The sequence below is a fragment of the Rhizobium sp. NZLR8 genome, from assembly GCF_019685025.1.
GTDB lineage: Bacteria > Pseudomonadota > Alphaproteobacteria > Rhizobiales > Rhizobiaceae > Rhizobium.
The window spans coordinates 100364-117899 of sequence record NZ_JABDVY010000008.1 but is presented as its reverse complement, the minus strand read 5'-3'; the positions used below and the strand labels follow the sequence as shown (position 1 = coordinate 117899).

General features: G+C 62.7%; 17 protein-coding genes. 12 read left to right on the top strand and 5 right to left on the bottom strand.

The window, feature by feature from the left end; translation table 11 throughout:
• Positions 1–49: 49 nt before the first annotated feature.
• From HJB89_RS18900 to HJB89_RS18885, 4 genes are read left to right on the top strand one after another with little or no spacing between them, the layout of a single operon-like run.
• On the top strand, positions 50–988 hold the full coding sequence (locus HJB89_RS18900; RefSeq protein WP_207585721.1) for an ABC transporter permease: 939 nt from the start codon (positions 50–52) through the stop codon (positions 986–988).
• Positions 985–1836, top strand: a complete 852-nt coding sequence (locus HJB89_RS18895) for an ABC transporter permease (protein WP_207585720.1) — start codon at positions 985–987, stop codon at positions 1834–1836. The genes HJB89_RS18900 and HJB89_RS18895 overlap by 4 nt, the downstream gene beginning before the upstream one ends.
• Entirely contained in the window at positions 1833–3542 is a 1710-nt protein-coding gene (locus HJB89_RS18890; protein ID WP_207585719.1) for an ABC transporter ATP-binding protein, read from the top strand. The genes HJB89_RS18895 and HJB89_RS18890 overlap by 4 nt, the downstream gene beginning before the upstream one ends.
• A gap of 19 nt (positions 3543–3561) precedes the next feature.
• Positions 3562–5076, top strand: a complete 1515-nt coding sequence (locus HJB89_RS18885) for an ABC transporter substrate-binding protein (protein ID WP_207585718.1) — start codon at positions 3562–3564, stop codon at positions 5074–5076.
• 77 nt (positions 5077–5153) lie between these two features.
• Here the strand turns inward: HJB89_RS18885 and yghU are convergent, their stop codons facing one another.
• The gene (gene yghU / locus HJB89_RS18880) at positions 5154–6029 is read right to left on the bottom strand and encodes a glutathione-dependent disulfide-bond oxidoreductase (protein WP_221116165.1); all 876 of its coding nucleotides are present in this window, start codon (positions 6027–6029) and stop codon (positions 5154–5156) included.
• A gap of 189 nt (positions 6030–6218) precedes the next feature.
• Complete coding sequence (locus tag HJB89_RS18875; RefSeq protein WP_221150388.1) at positions 6219–7121, bottom strand: NAD(P)-dependent oxidoreductase; 903 nt, start codon at positions 7119–7121, stop codon at positions 6219–6221.
• Positions 7122–7280: 159 nt separating this feature from the next.
• On the opposite strand from HJB89_RS18875, the gene HJB89_RS18870 reads away from it, so the two are divergent.
• The 3 genes from HJB89_RS18870 (at position 7281) to HJB89_RS18860 (ending at position 9084) form a co-directional block, all read left to right on the top strand.
• A complete protein-coding gene (locus tag HJB89_RS18870) occupies positions 7281–7748 on the top strand; it encodes a universal stress protein (RefSeq protein ID WP_221150387.1) in 468 nt (155 codons plus the stop codon).
• 92 nt (positions 7749–7840) lie between these two features.
• Positions 7841–8755: a DnaJ C-terminal domain-containing protein gene (locus HJB89_RS18865; RefSeq protein WP_207585715.1), complete on the top strand. Its 915-nt coding sequence runs from the start codon at positions 7841–7843 to the stop codon at positions 8753–8755.
• Between the two features lie 2 nt (positions 8756–8757).
• Positions 8758–9084: a chaperone modulator CbpM gene (locus HJB89_RS18860; RefSeq protein ID WP_207585714.1), complete on the top strand. Its 327-nt coding sequence runs from the start codon at positions 8758–8760 to the stop codon at positions 9082–9084.
• 27 nt (positions 9085–9111) lie between these two features.
• On the opposite strand, the gene HJB89_RS18855 is transcribed toward HJB89_RS18860, so the two are convergent.
• Genes HJB89_RS18855 through HJB89_RS18845 form a run of 3 tightly spaced genes read right to left on the bottom strand, consistent with a single transcriptional unit; the run spans position 9112 to position 11284 of the window.
• The gene (locus HJB89_RS18855) at positions 9112–10041 is read right to left on the bottom strand and encodes a phosphatidate cytidylyltransferase (protein WP_221116167.1); all 930 of its coding nucleotides are present in this window, start codon (positions 10039–10041) and stop codon (positions 9112–9114) included.
• Entirely contained in the window at positions 10038–10658 is a 621-nt protein-coding gene (locus HJB89_RS18850) for a 1-acyl-sn-glycerol-3-phosphate acyltransferase (RefSeq protein WP_221150386.1), read from the bottom strand. The genes HJB89_RS18855 and HJB89_RS18850 overlap by 4 nt, the downstream gene beginning before the upstream one ends.
• Complete coding sequence (locus HJB89_RS18845) at positions 10655–11284, bottom strand: CDP-alcohol phosphatidyltransferase family protein (RefSeq protein WP_221116169.1); 630 nt, start codon at positions 11282–11284, stop codon at positions 10655–10657. Before HJB89_RS18845 ends, HJB89_RS18850 begins: the two co-directional genes overlap by 4 nt.
• A 323-nt stretch (positions 11285–11607) precedes the next feature.
• Between HJB89_RS18845 and HJB89_RS18840 the strand changes: the two genes are divergently transcribed.
• The 5 genes from HJB89_RS18840 to HJB89_RS18820 are packed head-to-tail and all read left to right on the top strand — an operon-like array spanning position 11608 to position 17524.
• Positions 11608–12594: a BMP family protein gene (locus HJB89_RS18840; RefSeq protein ID WP_164010930.1), complete on the top strand. Its 987-nt coding sequence runs from the start codon at positions 11608–11610 to the stop codon at positions 12592–12594.
• 8 nt (positions 12595–12602) lie between these two features.
• Positions 12603–14015: an amidase gene (locus HJB89_RS18835; RefSeq protein WP_221150385.1), complete on the top strand. Its 1413-nt coding sequence runs from the start codon at positions 12603–12605 to the stop codon at positions 14013–14015.
• Positions 14012–15544 (top strand): ABC transporter ATP-binding protein, encoded by a 1533-nt coding sequence (locus tag HJB89_RS18830; RefSeq protein WP_221150384.1) that lies wholly within the window; start codon positions 14012–14014, stop codon positions 15542–15544. The genes HJB89_RS18835 and HJB89_RS18830 overlap by 4 nt, the downstream gene beginning before the upstream one ends.
• Positions 15534–16583 (top strand): ABC transporter permease, encoded by a 1050-nt coding sequence (locus HJB89_RS18825; protein WP_207585709.1) that lies wholly within the window; start codon positions 15534–15536, stop codon positions 16581–16583. Before HJB89_RS18830 ends, HJB89_RS18825 begins: the two co-directional genes overlap by 11 nt.
• On the top strand, positions 16580–17524 hold the full coding sequence (locus HJB89_RS18820; protein WP_221150416.1) for an ABC transporter permease: 945 nt from the start codon (positions 16580–16582) through the stop codon (positions 17522–17524). The genes HJB89_RS18825 and HJB89_RS18820 overlap by 4 nt, the downstream gene beginning before the upstream one ends.
• The last annotated feature ends 12 nt before the right edge of the window (positions 17525–17536 follow it).

The window sequence follows — 17536 nt, the reverse complement described above, 5'->3', positions numbered from 1 at the left end:
CAAAGTAAAGCGGCTCAAACCCGACGAAGAAAGAGGGGCGATCGCCTTCATGCATCGCTATAGATTCGTTCTGACCCGACCGCTGCAGTTCCTGCCGGTCATTTTTGGCATCAGCGTCATCACTTTTATTCTGGTCCGGTTGATCCCAGGCGATCCGGCGCGCAACATCCTCGGCACGCGCGCGACACCGGCAGCTCTTGCCAGCATCCGCGCCCAGTACGGCCTCGATCAGCCGATGTGGCTGCAATATGTTTATTTCCTCAAGAACCTTGCCAATGGCGAGATGGGCAAGTCGATCCTTTACAAGATCGACGTGCTGAAGCTGATCGTCACCCGCATCGAGCCGACGCTTGCGCTGGTCGTTTCCAGCGTCGTGCTTTCGGTCCTGATTGCGGTGCCGATGTCGGCGATCGCCGCCCGCAATGCCGGCCGGGCGCCCGATCATGCGGTGCGCATCGTCTCGACATTCGGCATCGGCTTTCCGCCCTTCTGGCTGGGGCTGATGCTGATTATCCTGTTTAGCGTCGAACTCGGCGTGCTGCCGGTTTCCGGTTATGGCGCGACGATCGGTGAGAAGCTGTCGCATCTCGTGCTGCCGAGCCTGACGGTCGCCCTGTCGCTCTCGACCGTGCTGACGCGCAGCCTGCGGGCGGCGATGATCGAGCAGCTGAAATCGGATGTGGCGACGGCAGCGCGCGCCCGTGGCATGCCGGAGGGGATCGTCTTCTGGCGGCATGTGCTGCCGAACTCGCTGGTGCCGACGATCAACCTGCTTGCCGTCAACATCGGCTGGCTGATCGGCGGCACGGTGGTGGTCGAGACCGTCTTTGCGCTGCCCGGCATGGGGCAGCTGCTCGTCAGGGCGATCTTTTCACGCGATTACATGGTGGTCCAGGGCGTCGCCATGGTCTTTGCCTGCGCCACCGTGCTCATCAACTTCATCGCCGACATCGTTACCGTCACCGTCGATCCGAGGGTGAGGCTATGAGCATCGAAGCAATCGCCCCAGCATCCCTCGGTTGGCACCGGTTCTTCAGACGGCGGCTGATGCTTGCCGTCGGTGCGGGCATATTGCTGTTCTTCGTCCTGCTGGCGATCGGCGCGCCTGTTATCGCGCCCTACGACCCGATCATGCAGAACGCCGAGGTGCGCCTGCAGGCGCCTTCCCTGTTACATCCGTTCGGCACCGACAATTTCGGCCGCGATATCCTCTCGCGCGTCCTCTGGGGCGCCCGCCTCGATCTGCAGATGGCGCTGATCGGCGTCATCTTCCCCTTCCTGATCGGCACGACGGTCGGCACGATCGCCGGCTTCTTCGGCGGCATCGTCGATGCGCTGTTCATGCGCCTCGTCGATATCATTCTCGCCTTCCCTTTCCTCGTGCTGATGCTGTCGATCATCGCAATCCTCGGCCCTGGCCTCGGCAGCTTCTATATCGCCATGGCACTGGTCGGCTGGGTTTCCTACGCGAGGCTGATCCGGGCGCAGATGCTGGTGCTGAAAAGCAGCGACTACGCCGTTGCCGCCGTCAGCCTCGGCTTCAGCCGCTCGCGCATCATGTTCCGCCACCTGCTGCCGAACGCGATCGCCGGTTCGATCGTCTTTTCGATGTCCGATGCTACGCTCGTACTGCTCAGCGGCGCTGCCGTCAGTTATCTCGGCCTCGGCGTCCAGCCGCCGGTGGCCGAATGGGGTGTCATGGTCGCGGAAGGACAGAGCTTCATCACCACCGCCTGGTGGATCACGCTGTTTCCCGGCCTCTCCATCGTCTGCCTTGCTTTCGGCTTCAGCATGCTGGGCGACGCTCTCGGCGAACTGCTCGGAGTGCACGAATGAGCGGCTCCGTGCTGTCCGTCCGCGATCTCACAGTACGCGTCCATCTCGATTCCGGCCCGCGCACGCTGCTCGATGCGGTCTCGCTCGATCTCGGCAAAGGTGAGATCCTCGGACTCGTCGGCGAGAGCGGCTCGGGCAAGAGCCTGTTCTGCCGTTCGCTGGTGCGGCTGCTGCCCTCCTCGCTGTTGAAGATCGAAAGCGGCTCGGTGCTGCTTGAAGGGCGCGACCTCATGCGGGTCGACGACGGCGAGATGCTGAAGGTGCGCGGCGGCGAGATCGGCATGATCTTCCAGAACCCGACCAGTCATCTCGACCCGGTGATGCGGATCGGTGACCAGATCGCCGAGGGCATCCGCTATCATCAACGCCTCGGCGTCCGCGAAGCCCGCGCTGCTGCGACGGAAATCCTCGCGCAGGTCGGCTTCCCCGATCCGGTGCGCCAGTATGACAGCTATCCGCACGAATTTTCCGGCGGCATGCGGCAGCGGGCGATGATCGGCGTTGCTCTGTCCTGCAACCCGAAGATCCTGATCGCTGACGAGCCGACGACGGCGCTCGACGTGACCATCCAGGCGCAGATCCTGCGACTGTTGATGGAGATACGCGACCGGCGCGGGCTGTCGATCATTCTGATTACACACGATCTCGGCATCGTTGCCCAAAGCTGCGACCGCATCGCCGTGCTGCGCGACGGCAAGCTCCTCGAAGAGGGGCCGAAGCGGACGATCCTGGCGCGGCCGCAGCATCCCTATACGATCAACCTGATCAACAGCCACCCTTCCCTGCCCGGCGCGACGCCCGCGCCGCTGTTGGGCATTGCCGCGGCCAGCCCACCGGCTCGGCCACTGCTCGAAATCGACGATCTGCATGTGCGGTTCAGAGCCGGCGGCAGCCTGTTCAAGGGCGGTGGCAAGACGGTCAGCGCCGTTGCCGGCGTCAGCCTGCAGATCATGCCGGGCGAGACGGTCGGCATCGTCGGCGAATCCGGCAGCGGCAAGAGCACGCTTGCCCGCGCCGTGCTCGGCCTCACACCGCTTTCCTCAGGCCACGTCACCTTCGACGGCGTCGATCTGGCCCTGCAGAAAAGCGCCGGCCTGGCAAAACTCCGGCGCGAGACGGCGATGGTCTTCCAGGATCCCTACAATGCGCTCAATCCGCGGCTGACGATCGGGCAGATGCTGTCCGAGGTGCTGAAGGTGCAGGGCAAGGTCGCCAGGGCCGATATCCCGGCGCGGATCGACGCGCTGCTCGATCTGGTTGGCCTCGAACGCGAATTCGCCGGCCGCAAACCGCGCAGCATGAGCGGCGGCCAATGCCAGCGCGCCGGTATCGCCCGGGCGCTCGCCGTCAACCCGAAGCTGATCATCGCCGATGAATGCGTCGCCGCGCTCGACGTCACCATCCAGGCGCAGATCATCGAGCTGTTCCGCGAACTCACCGCGAGGATGAACCTCACGCTGATCTTCATCGCCCATGATCTGGCGATCGTCCGCAATCTCTGCGAACGCGTCGTCGTGATGTATCGCGGCGAGATCGTCGAGCAAGGCCGGTCCGAAGAGGTCTTCGCGCGGCCGAGCCATGCCTATACGGCGGCGCTGATCGCGGCCATTCCCGACATCGATCCTGATACGCCGCTGTTGCAAGGCGCCGGCGGCCGGGACGATCAGCAAGCGGTGCCGATCCAACCCATCAAACGAATGCCATAACAACGAAGGGAACGAATTCATGACAAACAGATGGAAATCAATCGGGCTTGCAGCCCTGCTCGCCGGCCTGACACTCAGCACAAGCTATGCCGAGGCCGCCGGTGTGCTGACCATCGGCCGCCGCGAGGACTCGACGACATTCGATCCGATCAAAACAGCCCAGAACATCGACAACTGGGTGTTCTCAAACGTCTACGACGTGCTGATCCGCGTCGACAAGACAGGCACCAAGCTGGAACCGGGCCTTGCCGAAAGCTGGACTGCCTCGGACGACGGACTGACCTATACGTTCAAGATCCGCGACGCGAAATTCTCCGACGGTTCGCCGCTGACGGCGGAAGACGCCGCCTTCAGCCTGTTGCGCATCCGCGACGATGCTGCCTCGCTCTGGAGCGATTCCTACAAGGTGATCGACACGGCGGTCGCGACCGATGCGCATACGCTGACGATCAAGCTGAAAAACCCGTCCGCGCCGTTCCTTTCGACGCTGGCGCTGCCAAATGCTTCGGTCATTTCCAAGAAGGGCATGGAATCGCTTGGTGCCGACGCCTATGCCGAAAAGCCGATCGCATCCGGCGCGTTCACCGTCGAGGAATGGCGCCGCGGCGACCGTATCATCTTGAAGAAGAACCCGAACTTCTGGCAGGCCGACCGCGTCAAGCTCGACGGCGTCGAATGGATCTCCGTGCCCGACGACAATACCCGCATGCTGAACGTCCAGGCCGGTGAGCTGGATGCGGCGATCTTCGTTCCCTTCTCCCGTGTCGAGGAGCTGAAGAAGGATCCAAACCTCAACGTCGATATCGACGCCTCGACCCGTGAGGATCATCTGCTGATCAACCATGCGCATGGAGCGCTCGGCAAGAAGGAAGTCCGCCAGGCGCTGGATCTGGCGATCGACAAGAAGGCGATCGTCGATACCGTCACCTTCGGCCAGGGCACGGTCGCCAATTCCTACATTCCGAAGGGGGCTCTCTATTATTTCGCCGACAATCTGCAGCGGCCTTATGATCCGGCAAAGGCTAAGGAGATGCTGGCGGCCGCCGGCGCCTCCGACCTGACGCTGAATTACTTGGTCCGCGCCGGCGACGAAGTCGATGAACAGACGGCCGTGCTGGTCCAGCAGCAGCTGCAGAAGGCCGGCATCACCGCCAATCTGCAGAAGGTCGATCCGAGCCAGGAATGGGATATGACCGTTGCCGGCGACTACGACGTCTCGGTCAACTACTGGACCAACGACATTCTCGATCCGGACCAGAAGACCACCTTCGTGCTCGGCCACGATTCCAACAACAATTATTCGACCAACTACAAGAACGAGGCGGTGAAGGAACTGGTCGCCAAGGCGCGTCTCGAGCTTGACCCGAAGAAGCGCCAGGAGATGTATGTCGATCTGCAGAAGATGGCCAAGGACGACGTCAACTGGATCGACCTCTATTACAGCCCCTATATCAACGTCACGCGCAAGAATATCGAGAACTTCTACCAGAACCCGCTCGGCCGATTCTTCCTGGAGGATACCGTCAAGAACTGAGTTTTGGCCCACGCTCCGTCGCCTCTGGGCGGCGGAGCATCATCTATTTCGGGGGAAGCGAAAGTCGCGGCGGTTGCTTAACTGGCGACCGCGAGTTTGTCTTGCGTCCTCGTCTCGAAATCGCTGGCGTCGTGACGCTCATGCAACTGGCTCGACGGCTCGCCGGAGGTCCGGTTGACCATTCGCCCGCGTTTTACTGCCGGGCGGTCGCCGATTGCGTCGGCCCAGCGCTGGACGTTCTTATAGTCCTCGACCTGCAGGAATTCGGCGGCTCCATAGGTCAAGCCCTTCACCAGGCCGCCATACCAAGGCCAGACGGCAATATCGGCGATCGTATATTGGCTGCCGGCCAGATACTCGCTTTCAGCGAGGCGACGATCGAGCACGTCGAGCTGGCGCTTCACTTCCATGGCGAAACGGTCGATGGCATATTCGATCTTCGTCGGCGCATAGGCGTAGAAATGGCCGAAACCGCCGCCGAGATAGGGTGCGCTTCCCATCTGCCAAAACAGCCATGACAGGCATTCGGCGCGCTCGCCCGGTGCGGTCGGCAGGAAAGCCCCGAACTTTTCGGCGAGATAGGTCAGGATGGCGCCGGATTCGAAGACGCGGATCGGCGTTTCGCCGCTGCGATCCATCAGCGCCGGGATCTTCGAGTTGGGATTGACGGCGACGAAGCCGCTGCCGAACTGGTCGCCATCGCCGATCCGGATCAGCCAGGCGTCGTACTCCGCACCGCTATGGCCAAGCGCCAGCAACTCCTCGAGCATGATCGTGACCTTCTGGCCGTTCGGCGTTCCGAGCGAATAAAGCTGCAGCGGATGGCGACCGATCGGAAGCTCCTTGTCATGCGTCGGGCCTGCTATCGGGCGGTTGATGCTGGCGAACTGGCCGCCATTCGCCTTATTCCAGGTCCAGACCTTCGGGGGGGTATACTCGGAAGAACCGCTCATATTTCAAACTCCTGGCATTGGTCGGATAGGTTGCGACGTCCGTTTGGCCGACGCATTTTTCCTGACATAGCAGAGGCAATGAGGTTTGTCAGAGGTGTCGGAACGGCTTCACATAATCGTCAGAGCGTTGGCTAAGAGATGCTGCCGCCCCCGATATTCGGCGCAGCGACGATTGCTTGACCGCCGTGCTCAGCCGCCGGTTTCCGCGGTCGCGAGGATCTCATCCAACTGTCCGACGAGGAGACGGCTACCCTCAACATCGCCAGCCATCCTGGCAAAGACGTCCGCCATGCCCCGAAAAATCCCCGCCGCCGGATCATCCTCTCCAAGGAAATCGGCGATCTCCTGCATTTCGGCAACCCATCGATAGGCTTTCGGATACATATCCGGAATGGATTTCGACAGCTTGCGGTCGACGTCCGGAAGGCTTTCGGCGAGTTCGGCCTTCAGGCTTTCGGTAGCACCCGAGCGCGATGCGGCAAGCAGCATCGCCGCGCCGAGGCCGACAAAGCCCTTGTTGATGCCGGCATAACACATCTTCAGCGCCGAGGCCGCGCCGAGCGGTCCATCGAGCCTGCGGATTTTGAGGCCGCATTCTTCGAGCAGCCTGGTTCGCGCCGCTGTATCGCCGCTGATATAGAGGGTCGGACCTGATTTGCCGGGAACCGGCGGCCCGCCGATGATCGCGCCATCCAACACTTCCACGCCGCTGCCGCCGAACCGTGCCGCCACTGCCTGCATTGTTTTCGGCGCAATTGCATTGAGGTCGATGAAAGGCGGCGGCGCCTGCACCCCCGGCAATATCTCCGCGACGAGCCCGGCAACCCCGATCGCTTCCGCCGGCGGAACGATCGACAGGATGATCTCTGCCTTCGCCAGCTCCTGGCGGCCGACCGGCACCATGCCGGCCGCCTTAGCCCGCGCGATCGTCTGCTCGCTGCGGCCTTCGAGACAGGTCAGCACGGTGGCGCCGTGATCGACCAGCCGTTTGGCGACCGCGCTTCCCATTGCGCCCGCTCCGATGATTGCAAAAGTCTGCATGTGAACCTCGATCAGTAACGACGTCACGATAGAGCTATTGCCGATGGCCATGCCGTCAATCGTGACGACCCCCAAAATTCTATTTTGAAGCGAACGGCCGCTTCCTGGACGCGATCATTGCGCTATTTCGGCGTTTCTGTTTGATATCGGTCAAAACAGAAACGGTCGATGCCGGTATAATCGGTGCGACCATTTGCGTGCGAGGATTTAATGTATCGAACGATCATCTGCGGCATCGGCATGGGCTCCCGGCAAACGGCAATCCGTCTCCTGCGCCGGGCGGCAGAGCTCCTGGACGAAGGCGGAAACGTCGTCGTCATGCATGCCATCGAGAACATCCCCCACCGTCACCTGTCGGGTATTCCCGAGGAATTCGAGACGACCGCTATCGTCGATGCCGAGAGGAAACTTGTGTCGCTCTGCAAGGAGCTCGCCATTCCGGCGACAGTCGAGATCCGCATCGGCGTTGCCGCCTCCGTGCTCGTGTCGGCCGCCAGGGAGAGATCAGCCGATCTCATCCTGCTTTCATCCCATGTGGCGGATATCACCGACTACGTCTTCTCCTCGATCGTCGAGAAGGTCGTGCGCCACGCCGGATGCTCGGTTCTCATCGATCGGCGTCCCGATCAAGCGCATGACGGCTCGGCCCCTCACGAAGAAGACGCGCTGGCGCTCTAACCTTCTGTGGCTTCCCCTCCCCGGCGGCGGTCTGAGAACCTATATTTCCCCCAAGCCAATCGGCAGTATTAACTGCCCTGACGGAGATATGCATGAGCCAGGATCCATACGAGCTTCTGGGTGTGAAGCGGGATGCGTCGCAAAAGGACATTCAAAGCGCCTTTCGCAAGCTTGCCAAGAAACTTCACCCCGACCTTAATCCCGGCGACAGACACGCCGAGGAGCGGTTCAAGGAAATTTCGACCGCCTACGAGATATTGGGCGACGAGGGAAAACGCGGGCGCTTCGATCGCGGCGAGATCGACATGACGGGCGCCGAGCGGGCGCAACGCAGTTATTACCGCGACTATGCCTCGGCGAGCGGTCCCGAAAATCCCTACCACAACAGTGCCGGCTTTGCCGATTTCGGCGATGCCGACAATTCCTTTGCCAATTTCTTTTCGCGCCGCGCCGGCGGCGGCAGGATGCGCAGTCATGGCCAGGATCGGCGGTTCTCCATGCAGGTCAACTTTCTTGAGGCCATCAACGGCACCAGGACCGAGGTCAAGCTGCCGGACGGGCCACCGCTCGATGTGCAGATCCCGCCCGGAACCCGCGACGGCCAGACCTTGCGGCTGCGCGGCAAGGGCGAGCCGGGTATTGGAGGCGGGCCGCCGGGTGATGCCCTCATCGAGATCCGCGTGAGCCCTCACCGCTTCTTCACGCGGGATGGCGACGACATCCGCCTGGAACTGCCGATCTCACTTGGCGAGGCGGTGCTCGGCGGCAAGGTCCGTGTGCCGACACCGTCGGGACCCGTCAACCTGACGCTGCCCCCGCACTCGAATACGGGCAAGGTCCTGCGTCTCAAGGGCAAAGGCGTTGCCAATCGCGGCGGCGGGCACGGCGACGTCTATGTCTCCCTGAAGATCGTGCTGCCCGCCAATCCCGACGAACGGCTGACGTCCCTGATCAAGGAATGGGAGACGTCACATCCATACGATCCGAGGAAGAACATGGAGGCTTGATCATGGATGATCTCGAATTCCGTCTTTACTTGAAAATCGATGTCGTCCAGCTCGATTTCTGGATCGAACAGGGCTGGTTGATTCCCGAGACGTCCGGCGAAAGGCGATGGTTTCGCGACGCCGACGTTGCCCGCGCCAGGCTCATTCAGGATCTGATGGGCGACATGGGGATCAACGAAGCCGGCGTCGATGTCGTCATTGACCTGATCGACCAGTTGTATGATCTGCGGGGAACGATGGACAAGCTGATGACGGCTATCGGCAGGCAGGAGCGCGAGGTCCAGCTCCGGCTGTTCGAGAGCCTCGAAGACATCGACCGGGTTGAATGATCGGCCGCATGCTTTCGGATATCCGCCTCAGCTGGTGAACCAATAGCGGACGATGTGGAAGAACAGCGGTGCGGCGAAAGTTATGGAGTCCAGGCGGTCGAGCACGCCGCCATGGCCTTCAATCACATAGCCCCAGTCCTTGGCGTTGAGGTCGCGCTTGATCGCCGAGAGCACGAAGCCGCCGAAGAAGCCGGCGACGACGATGACCGTGCTGACGGCCGCCGCCTGCAGCGGCGAAAACGGTGTCAGGCGATAGAGCAGTGTTCCCAGAAGGATGGCCGAGGCGCCGCCTCCAATCAGGCCTTCGAGTGTCTTCGATGGGCTGATGTTCGGCGAGAAGCGATGCTTTCCCAAGAGCTTGCCCCAGACATACTGGAAGACGTCGCTGAGCTGCACGACGATGACCAGATAGACCAGCAGAAGCGCCGACGGAGTGCCGGTCTGCAGCATGAGTAGTGCGGGGGCATGGCTGATCGAATAGACCGTCAACATCAATCCCCATTGCACCCTGGCGCTGCGCGCCAGGAATTCGTTGACGTCACCGGTCAAGGTCGCCACTGCCGGTAGGATCAGGAAGGCATAGACCGGGATGAAGATGGCAAAGAGACCGTACCACTCGGTCCCGAGCAGCACGTAATGCACCGGCAGAACCACGAAAAAGGACAGGAACAGCGCCAGGTGATCGCCGCGCCGCGACGGTGTCAGCGTCCAGAATTCGCGGAGCGCCATGAAGGACAGAAATGCGAACAGGATGACCGTGGCCGTCTCGCCAAGCAGGATCGCACCGCCGAACACTGCGACCATGATCCACCAGGAGCGGATGCGGGCGTTGAGGTTCTGGACGGTGGCGACGGAACCGGGCTCGGTTGCGCGTCGCTGCAGAATGAAGCCGATCGCGGAAGCGACGGCAAGCAGGCCGAGGATCGCGGCAAGCACGATCGAGAAAAGGCTGGTCATGCGATGTGTCCCCCGTCCGCGAGCTCGATGACCGCGGCACGGGCGCGGGCCAGGAAGGCGTCTTTTCCCTCGCCCGGTTCGACGCGCAACGGCTTGCCGAAACGCGCCGTGCAGGTGATCGGGACGATCAGCATGCTTCCTTTGGGCAGGATGCGCTGGAGATTGTCGAGATGGACCGGGACCAGATCGACATCGGGGAAACGGCAGGCGAGGCGATAGATGCCGCTGCGGAATGGGGCGATTTCTTCGGTGGCGCTTCTCGTCCCCTCCGGAAAGATCAGCACCGAGCGCCCCTCCTCGAGCAGGCGCTCGATCGGCGCCAGCGGATTGCTGTCCGGCAGCGGCTTGCGGTCTATCAGGACGGCGCGCAGGCCTTTTTCGGCGATGAAGCGCCGAAAGCCGTTCTTCCCCCAATAGTCGCGCGCCGCAACCGGATGGGACAGCCGCCGCACCTGATACGGCAGGGCTGCCATGACGGCGACCGTATCGACATGACTGTTGTGATTGGCGAAGTAAATGCGGCGGCGAGTGTCGGGCGCACAGCCCCGCCATTCGCTTCGGGCGCCGACCAGGATTCGGACGAACAGCACGAGAAGGCGACGAATGAGAGCGATCATAATCTCTCCAGCGAGCGGGCAAGCGTTTTCGTGCGCGTGATGCAGGTGACCAGGCTGCCGGCTGCGATGATGGCCGAGGCCAGGATCAGCGACCAATGGCTGGCGGATATCAGCGTCTCGATGCTTTGGGCAACGAGCCCCGCCGTCAGCACCGCCATGCGGCGCTGCTTGGCCATGATGCCGCTGAAGTCTTGAGGAAGGCCGACCGCTCCGCCGAAGACCCGGATATAGGCGGTGAATGCTGCGAGCAGCGCACCAAGCCAGCCAAGCCAGGCAAAGGCGCAGGCATAGCCGGCGGCAACGAGAAGCAGGCTGTCGGCGATCCGGTCGGGGAATTCGTTGTAGATCGGTCCACTCTTAGTTTTCTTGCCACCTTCGATTGCGACCATCCCATCGAGCAGATTGCAGACGAGCCGCAGTTGCACCGAGATCGCAGCACAGATCATGGCGATCGGATGTGCCGTAAGCAGGATCAGCGCCGCGCCGATGCCGGCAAACAGGATCGACAGCAACGAAATGCGGTTCGGCGTGACGCCGGTGCGCGCCAGCCGTGCGCTCATGCCGATCGCCCAAGACGACGACCGGCTCGCGATCGGCCGCCGCGAGGCGTCCTCTTCTTGCCCCATTTTCATTTCCCCAACCCGATCCCCTTGCATATCCTGCCGATGTCGTCGCGCCAAGCCGTCACGCCCGGTATATTCGGCCCAGGGTCACTCTCGCTGACGCTGAAAGAGCGCGCTTTTCACCATCGAGCCTTGACCGCTTAAGAAGCCGGCGGCTGCCGCGTCCTTTCGGCCAAACCGCGACACCAGACGAGTTCGGAAAAATCGGCTGAAGAACACGGGCAATGGATCGAACAGCCTGATTTTTAAGCCCATTCGACGCTTGACACATTTTTGGGCGCTACCTATGATTTTTGAACCAAACGGTAAAAAAGGGGGAGCAGTCGATGACCAAAGACATCCTGATTTCACGCCGGGCAGTGATCGCGTCGGGCATTGCGCTCGGCGTCAGCGGCTTTGCCCCGCTGGCGAGAGCTGCCGCGCCGCTGAAGGTTGCCGGCATTCATGCGTCGCCGGTCGAAAATGCCTGGAACTCCTGCCTGCATAAGGCCCTGCAGGACGCAGCCAAGGAAGGTGCCATCGAATACGTCTTCTCCGAAGGTGTCTCCGGCACCGATTATCCGCGCGCCATGCGAGAATATGCCGAGCAGGGCAACAAGCTAATCATCGGCGAAGCCTACGCGGTGGAGAAAGAGGCCAGGCAGGTCGCAGCCGATTATCCCGACACCGCTTTCGTGCTGGGTTCGAGCGGCGAGCAGGCCGGCGACAATTTCGGCGTCTTCGGCACCTGGAACCATGACGGTGCCTATCTTGCCGGCATGCTGGCCGGCAAAATGACCAAGTCGAATGTTGTTGGTTCGGTCGGCGCCATTCCGATCCCCGAAGTCAACATGCTGATCAATGCGTTCGCGGCGGGCGTCAAGGCCGTCAATCCCGACGCCAAGCACCTCGTCTCGTTCATCGGCACCTTCTTCGACCCGCCGAAGGCGCGGGAAGCCGGTCTTGCCCAGATCGATGCCGGCGCCGACATCCTGTTCGGCGAGCGTATCGGCACGGCCGATGCCGCCAAGGAGCGCGGCATCAAGTCTGTCGGTTCGCTGATCGACTATACGCCGCGCTACCCGGATACGGTGTTCGCCAACGCCATGTGGTACTTCCGCCCGATCCTGAACGCTGCGATCGCCGATGTCGCTGCCGGAAAGCCGGTCGGCAGGAACTACACGTCTTACGGCCTGATGAAGGAAGGCGGCAGTGATATCGTCTTCGTCAAGGGTGTGGCGCCCGCTGAAGCCGAGGCTGCGATGGAAGCCAAGCGGGCGGAGATCAAGGCCGGCACCTTCGAAGTTCCGAAGATGATGGATGAGCCGAAGTAATCCGGCTCATGCAGGGCGATGCAACCGACCTGGCGGCAGCGATCAGGCATGGCAGCCTGAGCGCTGCCGAGGCGATGCTGGCTTCTCTTGAGGCAGCCGGACGGCAGGAGCCGCTCGGCGCGATCGCCTATGTCGATGCCGCTATAGGCCTTGCTTCGGCGGAGGGCCGCGACCGGGAACGGCAGAGTGAGCCCGAACACTTTGCCGCCAGGCCCTTTGCCGGCGTGCCGACCTTGGCGAAGGATCTTGGCGGGCCTTTCGCCGGCCTGCCAGTAGCGGCCGGGTCCCGCCTCTTCGAAAGAAAAGGCGGCGAAGCGGATTCCGACCTCGCGTCCCGTTTCCGCGACGCCGGCTTCTGCCTGTTCGGCCTGACGACGAGCCCGGAATTCGGCCTGTCGCTTGCCAGCGAACCGGCGATCGGACCGCTCTGCCGCAATCCGCTCGATCCGGCACGAACCGCAGGCGGCTCTTCCGGTGGTGCGGCGGCGGCGGTTGCCGCCGGGATCGTCGCCATTGCGCATGCCACCGATGCCGGCGGCTCGATCCGTGTGCCCGCCGCCTGCTGCGGCCTTGTCGGAATGAAGCCGACACGCGGCGCCATGCCGGGCGGGCCATCCTTCGGCAACCACCTCGGCGGGATCGCCAGCGAACTCGCGGTTTGCCGCTCGGTGCGGGATACCGCGCGAATATTCGATAGGCTGAGCGGCAATTCACAAGGGCCATTTCCGGATCCTTCTCCTGTCGATATCGGCAACGGCCGTTTGCGGATCGGCCTGCTGGCCGATACCGGATCGGTCTATCCGACCGAGGGCGGTCGGCTCGCAGCCGTTGAGGATGCGGCTCGTGCTCTTGAGAGCGACGGACACGAGCTCGTTCCACTGAACTGGGCTGAGTTCGAACGGAGCGTCACTTCAAGCGGCCGCGCCTTTGCCGATATCGTCTCCGTCAACCTTGCGGCGCTCATCACGGCGGCGGCTCTTGATGAAAGCAGGGCCGAGCCTCTGACGCAGGCTTTCGCGGCGCGCGGACGGGCGCTTCCCGCCACCATGCTCTGGAATACGCTGAACGACGCCGTCCTGGTCAGCCATAACCTCTGGGCGCTGTTCGACAGGGTCGATTGCATCTTGATGCCGATGCTCTCGTCTGCGCCTCTTGCGATCGGCTCCTTTCCGTCCGATCATGGCGACACGGATCTGCATCTCGAGCGGATGACGGCATTCGCGCCGCTTGCCTGCCTCGCCAATATTTCGGGTTTTCCTGCTTTGACGCTGCCTTTCGGACAGGATGAGCATGGGATACCGCTGCCGGTGCAGATCATGGCGCCGATGGGTCACGAGCCGCGCCTGCTGTCGCTTGCCGCACGCCTGGAGGCCGAGGCGCGATGGCAGCACCGTTTTCCGGTCGCAGGATTGCCGTCATGACCGGACCTGTGCTGGAGATTATCGGCGTCAGCAAGCGCTTCGGCGGCAATCTTGCCAATGACGATATCTCCATGACGCTTGCCAAGGGTGAGGTCGTCGCTCTGCTCGGCGAAAACGGCGCCGGCAAGACCACGCTGATGAGCATCCTTTTCGGCCATTACATGCCCGATGCCGGCCGGATTCTGATCGAGGGTCTGGAGGTGCCGCAGGGCAAGCCGCGGGCGGCGATCCGCGCCGGCGTCGGTATGGTGCATCAGCACTTCTCGCTCGCACCCAATCTCACCGTTCTCGAAAATGTCATGACCGGCACCGAAAACCTGTGGGCCTGGCGCTCGGGAACATCAGCGGCGCGAAAGAAGCTCCTGGCAATTTCCGAGCGCTTCGGCCTCAAGGTCGATCCAGATGCCCGTATTGGCGACTTGTCGGTCGGCGAGCAGCAACGCGTCGAGATCCTCAAGGCGCTCTATAACGATGCCCGCATCCTGATCCTCGACGAGCCGACGGCGGTACTGACCAATATCGAGGCCGAACGGCTGTTTACGACCTTGAAGGAGATGGCCCGCCAGGGCCTGTCGCTGATCTTCATCTCCCACAAGCTCGACGAGGTGATGGCGGCAGCCGACCGCATCGTCGTGTTGCGCGGCGGCAAGATGGTCGCCGAACGCAAGGCGTCGGAAACCAGCAAGGCCGAACTTGCCGAACTGATGGTCGGCCGCCGCGTGACGCGGCCGGTGCGCGAGCCGTCGACGCCCGCGGCGGTTGCGCTTGAAGCCGCCGATGTCACGGTGCGCATCGACGGCATCGATCGGTTGAAATCGATCAGCTTTCGGCTGCACCAGGGCGAGATCCTCGGCATCATCGGCGTTTCGGGCAATGGCCAGGCGGCGTTGGCGCACCTTCTCTCCGGCACGCTGGCGCGCAGCGGCGGCGACCTTCTTCTGTTCGGAGAAGCCATCGGCAATCTCGGCGTCGCCGATGTCGTCGACGCCGGTATCGGCCGCATTCCTGAAGACCGCAACGAGGAGGGCGTGATCGGCGAGATGGCGATCTGGGAAAATGCCGTGCTGGAGCGCCTCGCCTCACCGGCCTTCTCGCGCCTCGGTTTTGTCAACCGCAAGGCCGGCATGGCCTTCGCCAGGGCGATCATCGACGGGTTCGATGTTCGCGGCGGCGGGCCAGCCGTCCGTACCCGGGTGCTCTCCGGCGGCAATATGCAGAAGCTCATTCTCGGCCGCAACCTGCATCGGCAGCCGCGTATCCTGATCGCCGCGCAGCCCGCACGGGGACTCGACGAAGGGGCCGTGGCCGCCGTGCACGCGCGCCTGCTCGAAGCCCGCAGGCAGGGTGCCGCCGTCCTGCTGATCTCCGAAGACCTCGACGAGGTGATCGCGCTCGCCGACCGTATACAGGCGATCGTCGGTGGCCGCCTGTCACCGCCCGTCGAGGCCGAAGACGCCGATGCCCGCAGGCTGGGGCTGATGATGACCGGCGAATGGCAAGAAACCCACGAGACCAGCCATGCGATTTGAGCGCCGCGAACACCGTCCGCTTTACCTGCTGATCGTCACGCCCGTCATCGCGGTGATCGCAGCGCTTGCGCTGGCGGGCATCTTGATCGCCATTGCCGGCGCGCCGGTGCTCGATGCCTATTGGCGTATCCTGATCGGTGCTTTCGGCTCGCGGCTGTCGGCGACCGAAACCCTGACGCGAGCAACGCCGCTGATGCTGACGGGGCTTGCCGCCGCCGTCGCTTTTCGGGCGCGGCTCTGGAATATCGGCGCCGAGGGCCAATTTTATCTCGGCGCCATCGCCGTTGCCGCGGCGAGTTCGAAACTGCTGGGCGATCTTCCGGCACCCATTCTCATTCCGCTCCTGCTGCTGATCGGCGCCATTGCCGGCATGGTGCTCATTCTCATTCCCCTCTGGCTCAGGCTGCGCTTCTCGGTCGATGAGGTCGTCACCAGCCTGTTGCTGAACTTCATCGCGGTGCTCTTCGTCTCGATGCTGATCGACGGCGTTCTCAAGGACCCGCTCGCCTTCGGCTGGCCGCAGTCGCAATCCGTCAGCGATCATGCCATGCTGCCGAAATTGATCGCCCGCTCACGCCTGCATATCGGCTTTGCCATCGCGATCGGGCTGGCCGTCGTCGTTCATTTTGTTCAGTCCCGAACCGTGTTCGGCATGCAGTCTCGCGCCGCCGGCCTCAATCCCACCGGTGCGATCTTCGCCGGCGTGCCGCTCGGCAGAACTTTGGTGAAAGTCGCCTGCCTGTCCGGCGGGCTTGCGGGGCTCGCGGGAGCGATCGAGGTGATGGGGGTCAAGGGCTACGTGACGACCGATCTGTCGCCGGGTTTCGGCTATTCCGGCATTGTTGTCGCGATGCTCGCCAACCTCAATCCGCTCGGTGTCGTCTTCGCCGCCATTTTCACGGCAACCATGTTTGTGGGCGCGGACGGCATGAGCCGAGGCCTTGGCATCCCCACCTATATCGCCGATGTCACCGTGGCGTTATCGCTGTTGACGATGCTGATCGCATTGTTCTTCACCCAATACAGGATCCGGCGATAATGCAACTGTTCGACATCATCGCTTCATCAGGACTCTGGGCGGCAATCCTGCGCATCGCCACGCCGCTGATTTTCGGCACGCTTGGCGCCTTGCTCTGCGAACGGGCCGGCGTGCTCAATCTCGGCATCGAAGGCATCATGACCTTCGGCGCGATGATCGGCTGGCTTTCCGTTTATCACGGCGCCGATCTCTGGACCGGCCTTCTGATAGCTGGCATAGCCGGCGGCGTCTTCGGCCTGCTGCACGCGTCGCTGACGGTGACGCTCGGCCTTTCCCAGCATGTCTCCGGTCTCGGCGTCACGCTGTTTGCCTCCAGCTTCAGCTATTATGTCTTCCGGCTGATCGTGCCGCTTGCCAATACGCCACCCACCATCGTGCCGTTCCAACCGATCGCCGTTCCTGGGCTTTCGACCCTGCCTTTCATCGGGCCGGCCCTCTTCACGCAGACGGCGCCGACCTATCTTGCGATCATTATCGCCTTGCTGATGGCCTACATCATCTTCCGCACGCCGGTGGGGCTTGCGATCCGCATGACCGGCGAAAATCCGCATGCGGCGGAAGCCCAGGGCGTCAATCCAATGAAGGTGCGCTATGGGGCGGTGATTGCCGGAAGCGCGTTGATGGGAATGGGCGGGGCTTTCCTGACATTGTCGGCGTTCAACAGTTTCTTCCCGACCATGGTGCAGGGACGCGGCTGGATCTGCATCGCCCTCGTCGTGTTCGCCTCCTGGCGCCCCGGCCGCGCGCTTTTAGGCGCCCTGCTCTTCGCCTTCTTCGACGCCTTTCAGCTTCGGCTGCAAACCGCGCTGAGCGGGCTCATGCCCTATCAGCTTTTCCTGATGACCCCCTATATCCTTTCCATCGCCGCCCTTGCCGTCATGGCCCGCCGCGCCCGCGTTCCGCAGGCGCTGATGCAGCCCTATCGACGCGGCGAACGCTGAAACCGCCCACAT

Excerpts from the sequence above, each read along its gene's own strand:
- HJB89_RS18900 (WP_207585721.1), top strand. The coding sequence starts at position 50 with ATGCATCGCTATAGATTCGTTCTGACCCGACCGCTGCAGTTCCTGCCG.
- HJB89_RS18895 (WP_207585720.1), top strand. The coding sequence starts at position 985 with ATGAGCATCGAAGCAATCGCCCCAGCATCCCTCGGTTGGCACCGGTTC.
- HJB89_RS18890 (WP_207585719.1), top strand. The coding sequence starts at position 1,833 with ATGAGCGGCTCCGTGCTGTCCGTCCGCGATCTCACAGTACGCGTCCAT.
- HJB89_RS18885 (WP_207585718.1), top strand. The coding sequence starts at position 3,562 with ATGACAAACAGATGGAAATCAATCGGGCTTGCAGCCCTGCTCGCCGGC.
- yghU (WP_221116165.1), bottom strand. The coding sequence starts at position 6,029 with ATGAGCGGTTCTTCCGAGTATACCCCCCCGAAGGTCTGGACCTGGAAT.
- HJB89_RS18875 (WP_221150388.1), bottom strand. The coding sequence starts at position 7,121 with ATGGCCATCGGCAATAGCTCTATCGTGACGTCGTTACTGATCGAGGTT.
- HJB89_RS18870 (WP_221150387.1), top strand. The coding sequence starts at position 7,281 with ATGTATCGAACGATCATCTGCGGCATCGGCATGGGCTCCCGGCAAACG.
- HJB89_RS18865 (WP_207585715.1), top strand. The coding sequence starts at position 7,841 with ATGAGCCAGGATCCATACGAGCTTCTGGGTGTGAAGCGGGATGCGTCG.
- HJB89_RS18860 (WP_207585714.1), top strand. The coding sequence starts at position 8,758 with ATGGATGATCTCGAATTCCGTCTTTACTTGAAAATCGATGTCGTCCAG.
- HJB89_RS18855 (WP_221116167.1), bottom strand. The coding sequence starts at position 10,041 with ATGACCAGCCTTTTCTCGATCGTGCTTGCCGCGATCCTCGGCCTGCTT.
- HJB89_RS18850 (WP_221150386.1), bottom strand. The coding sequence starts at position 10,658 with ATGATCGCTCTCATTCGTCGCCTTCTCGTGCTGTTCGTCCGAATCCTG.
- HJB89_RS18845 (WP_221116169.1), bottom strand. The coding sequence starts at position 11,284 with ATGGGGCAAGAAGAGGACGCCTCGCGGCGGCCGATCGCGAGCCGGTCG.
- HJB89_RS18840 (WP_164010930.1), top strand. The coding sequence starts at position 11,608 with ATGACCAAAGACATCCTGATTTCACGCCGGGCAGTGATCGCGTCGGGC.
- HJB89_RS18835 (WP_221150385.1), top strand. The coding sequence starts at position 12,603 with ATGCAGGGCGATGCAACCGACCTGGCGGCAGCGATCAGGCATGGCAGC.
- HJB89_RS18830 (WP_221150384.1), top strand. The coding sequence starts at position 14,012 with ATGACCGGACCTGTGCTGGAGATTATCGGCGTCAGCAAGCGCTTCGGC.
- HJB89_RS18825 (WP_207585709.1), top strand. The coding sequence starts at position 15,534 with ATGCGATTTGAGCGCCGCGAACACCGTCCGCTTTACCTGCTGATCGTC.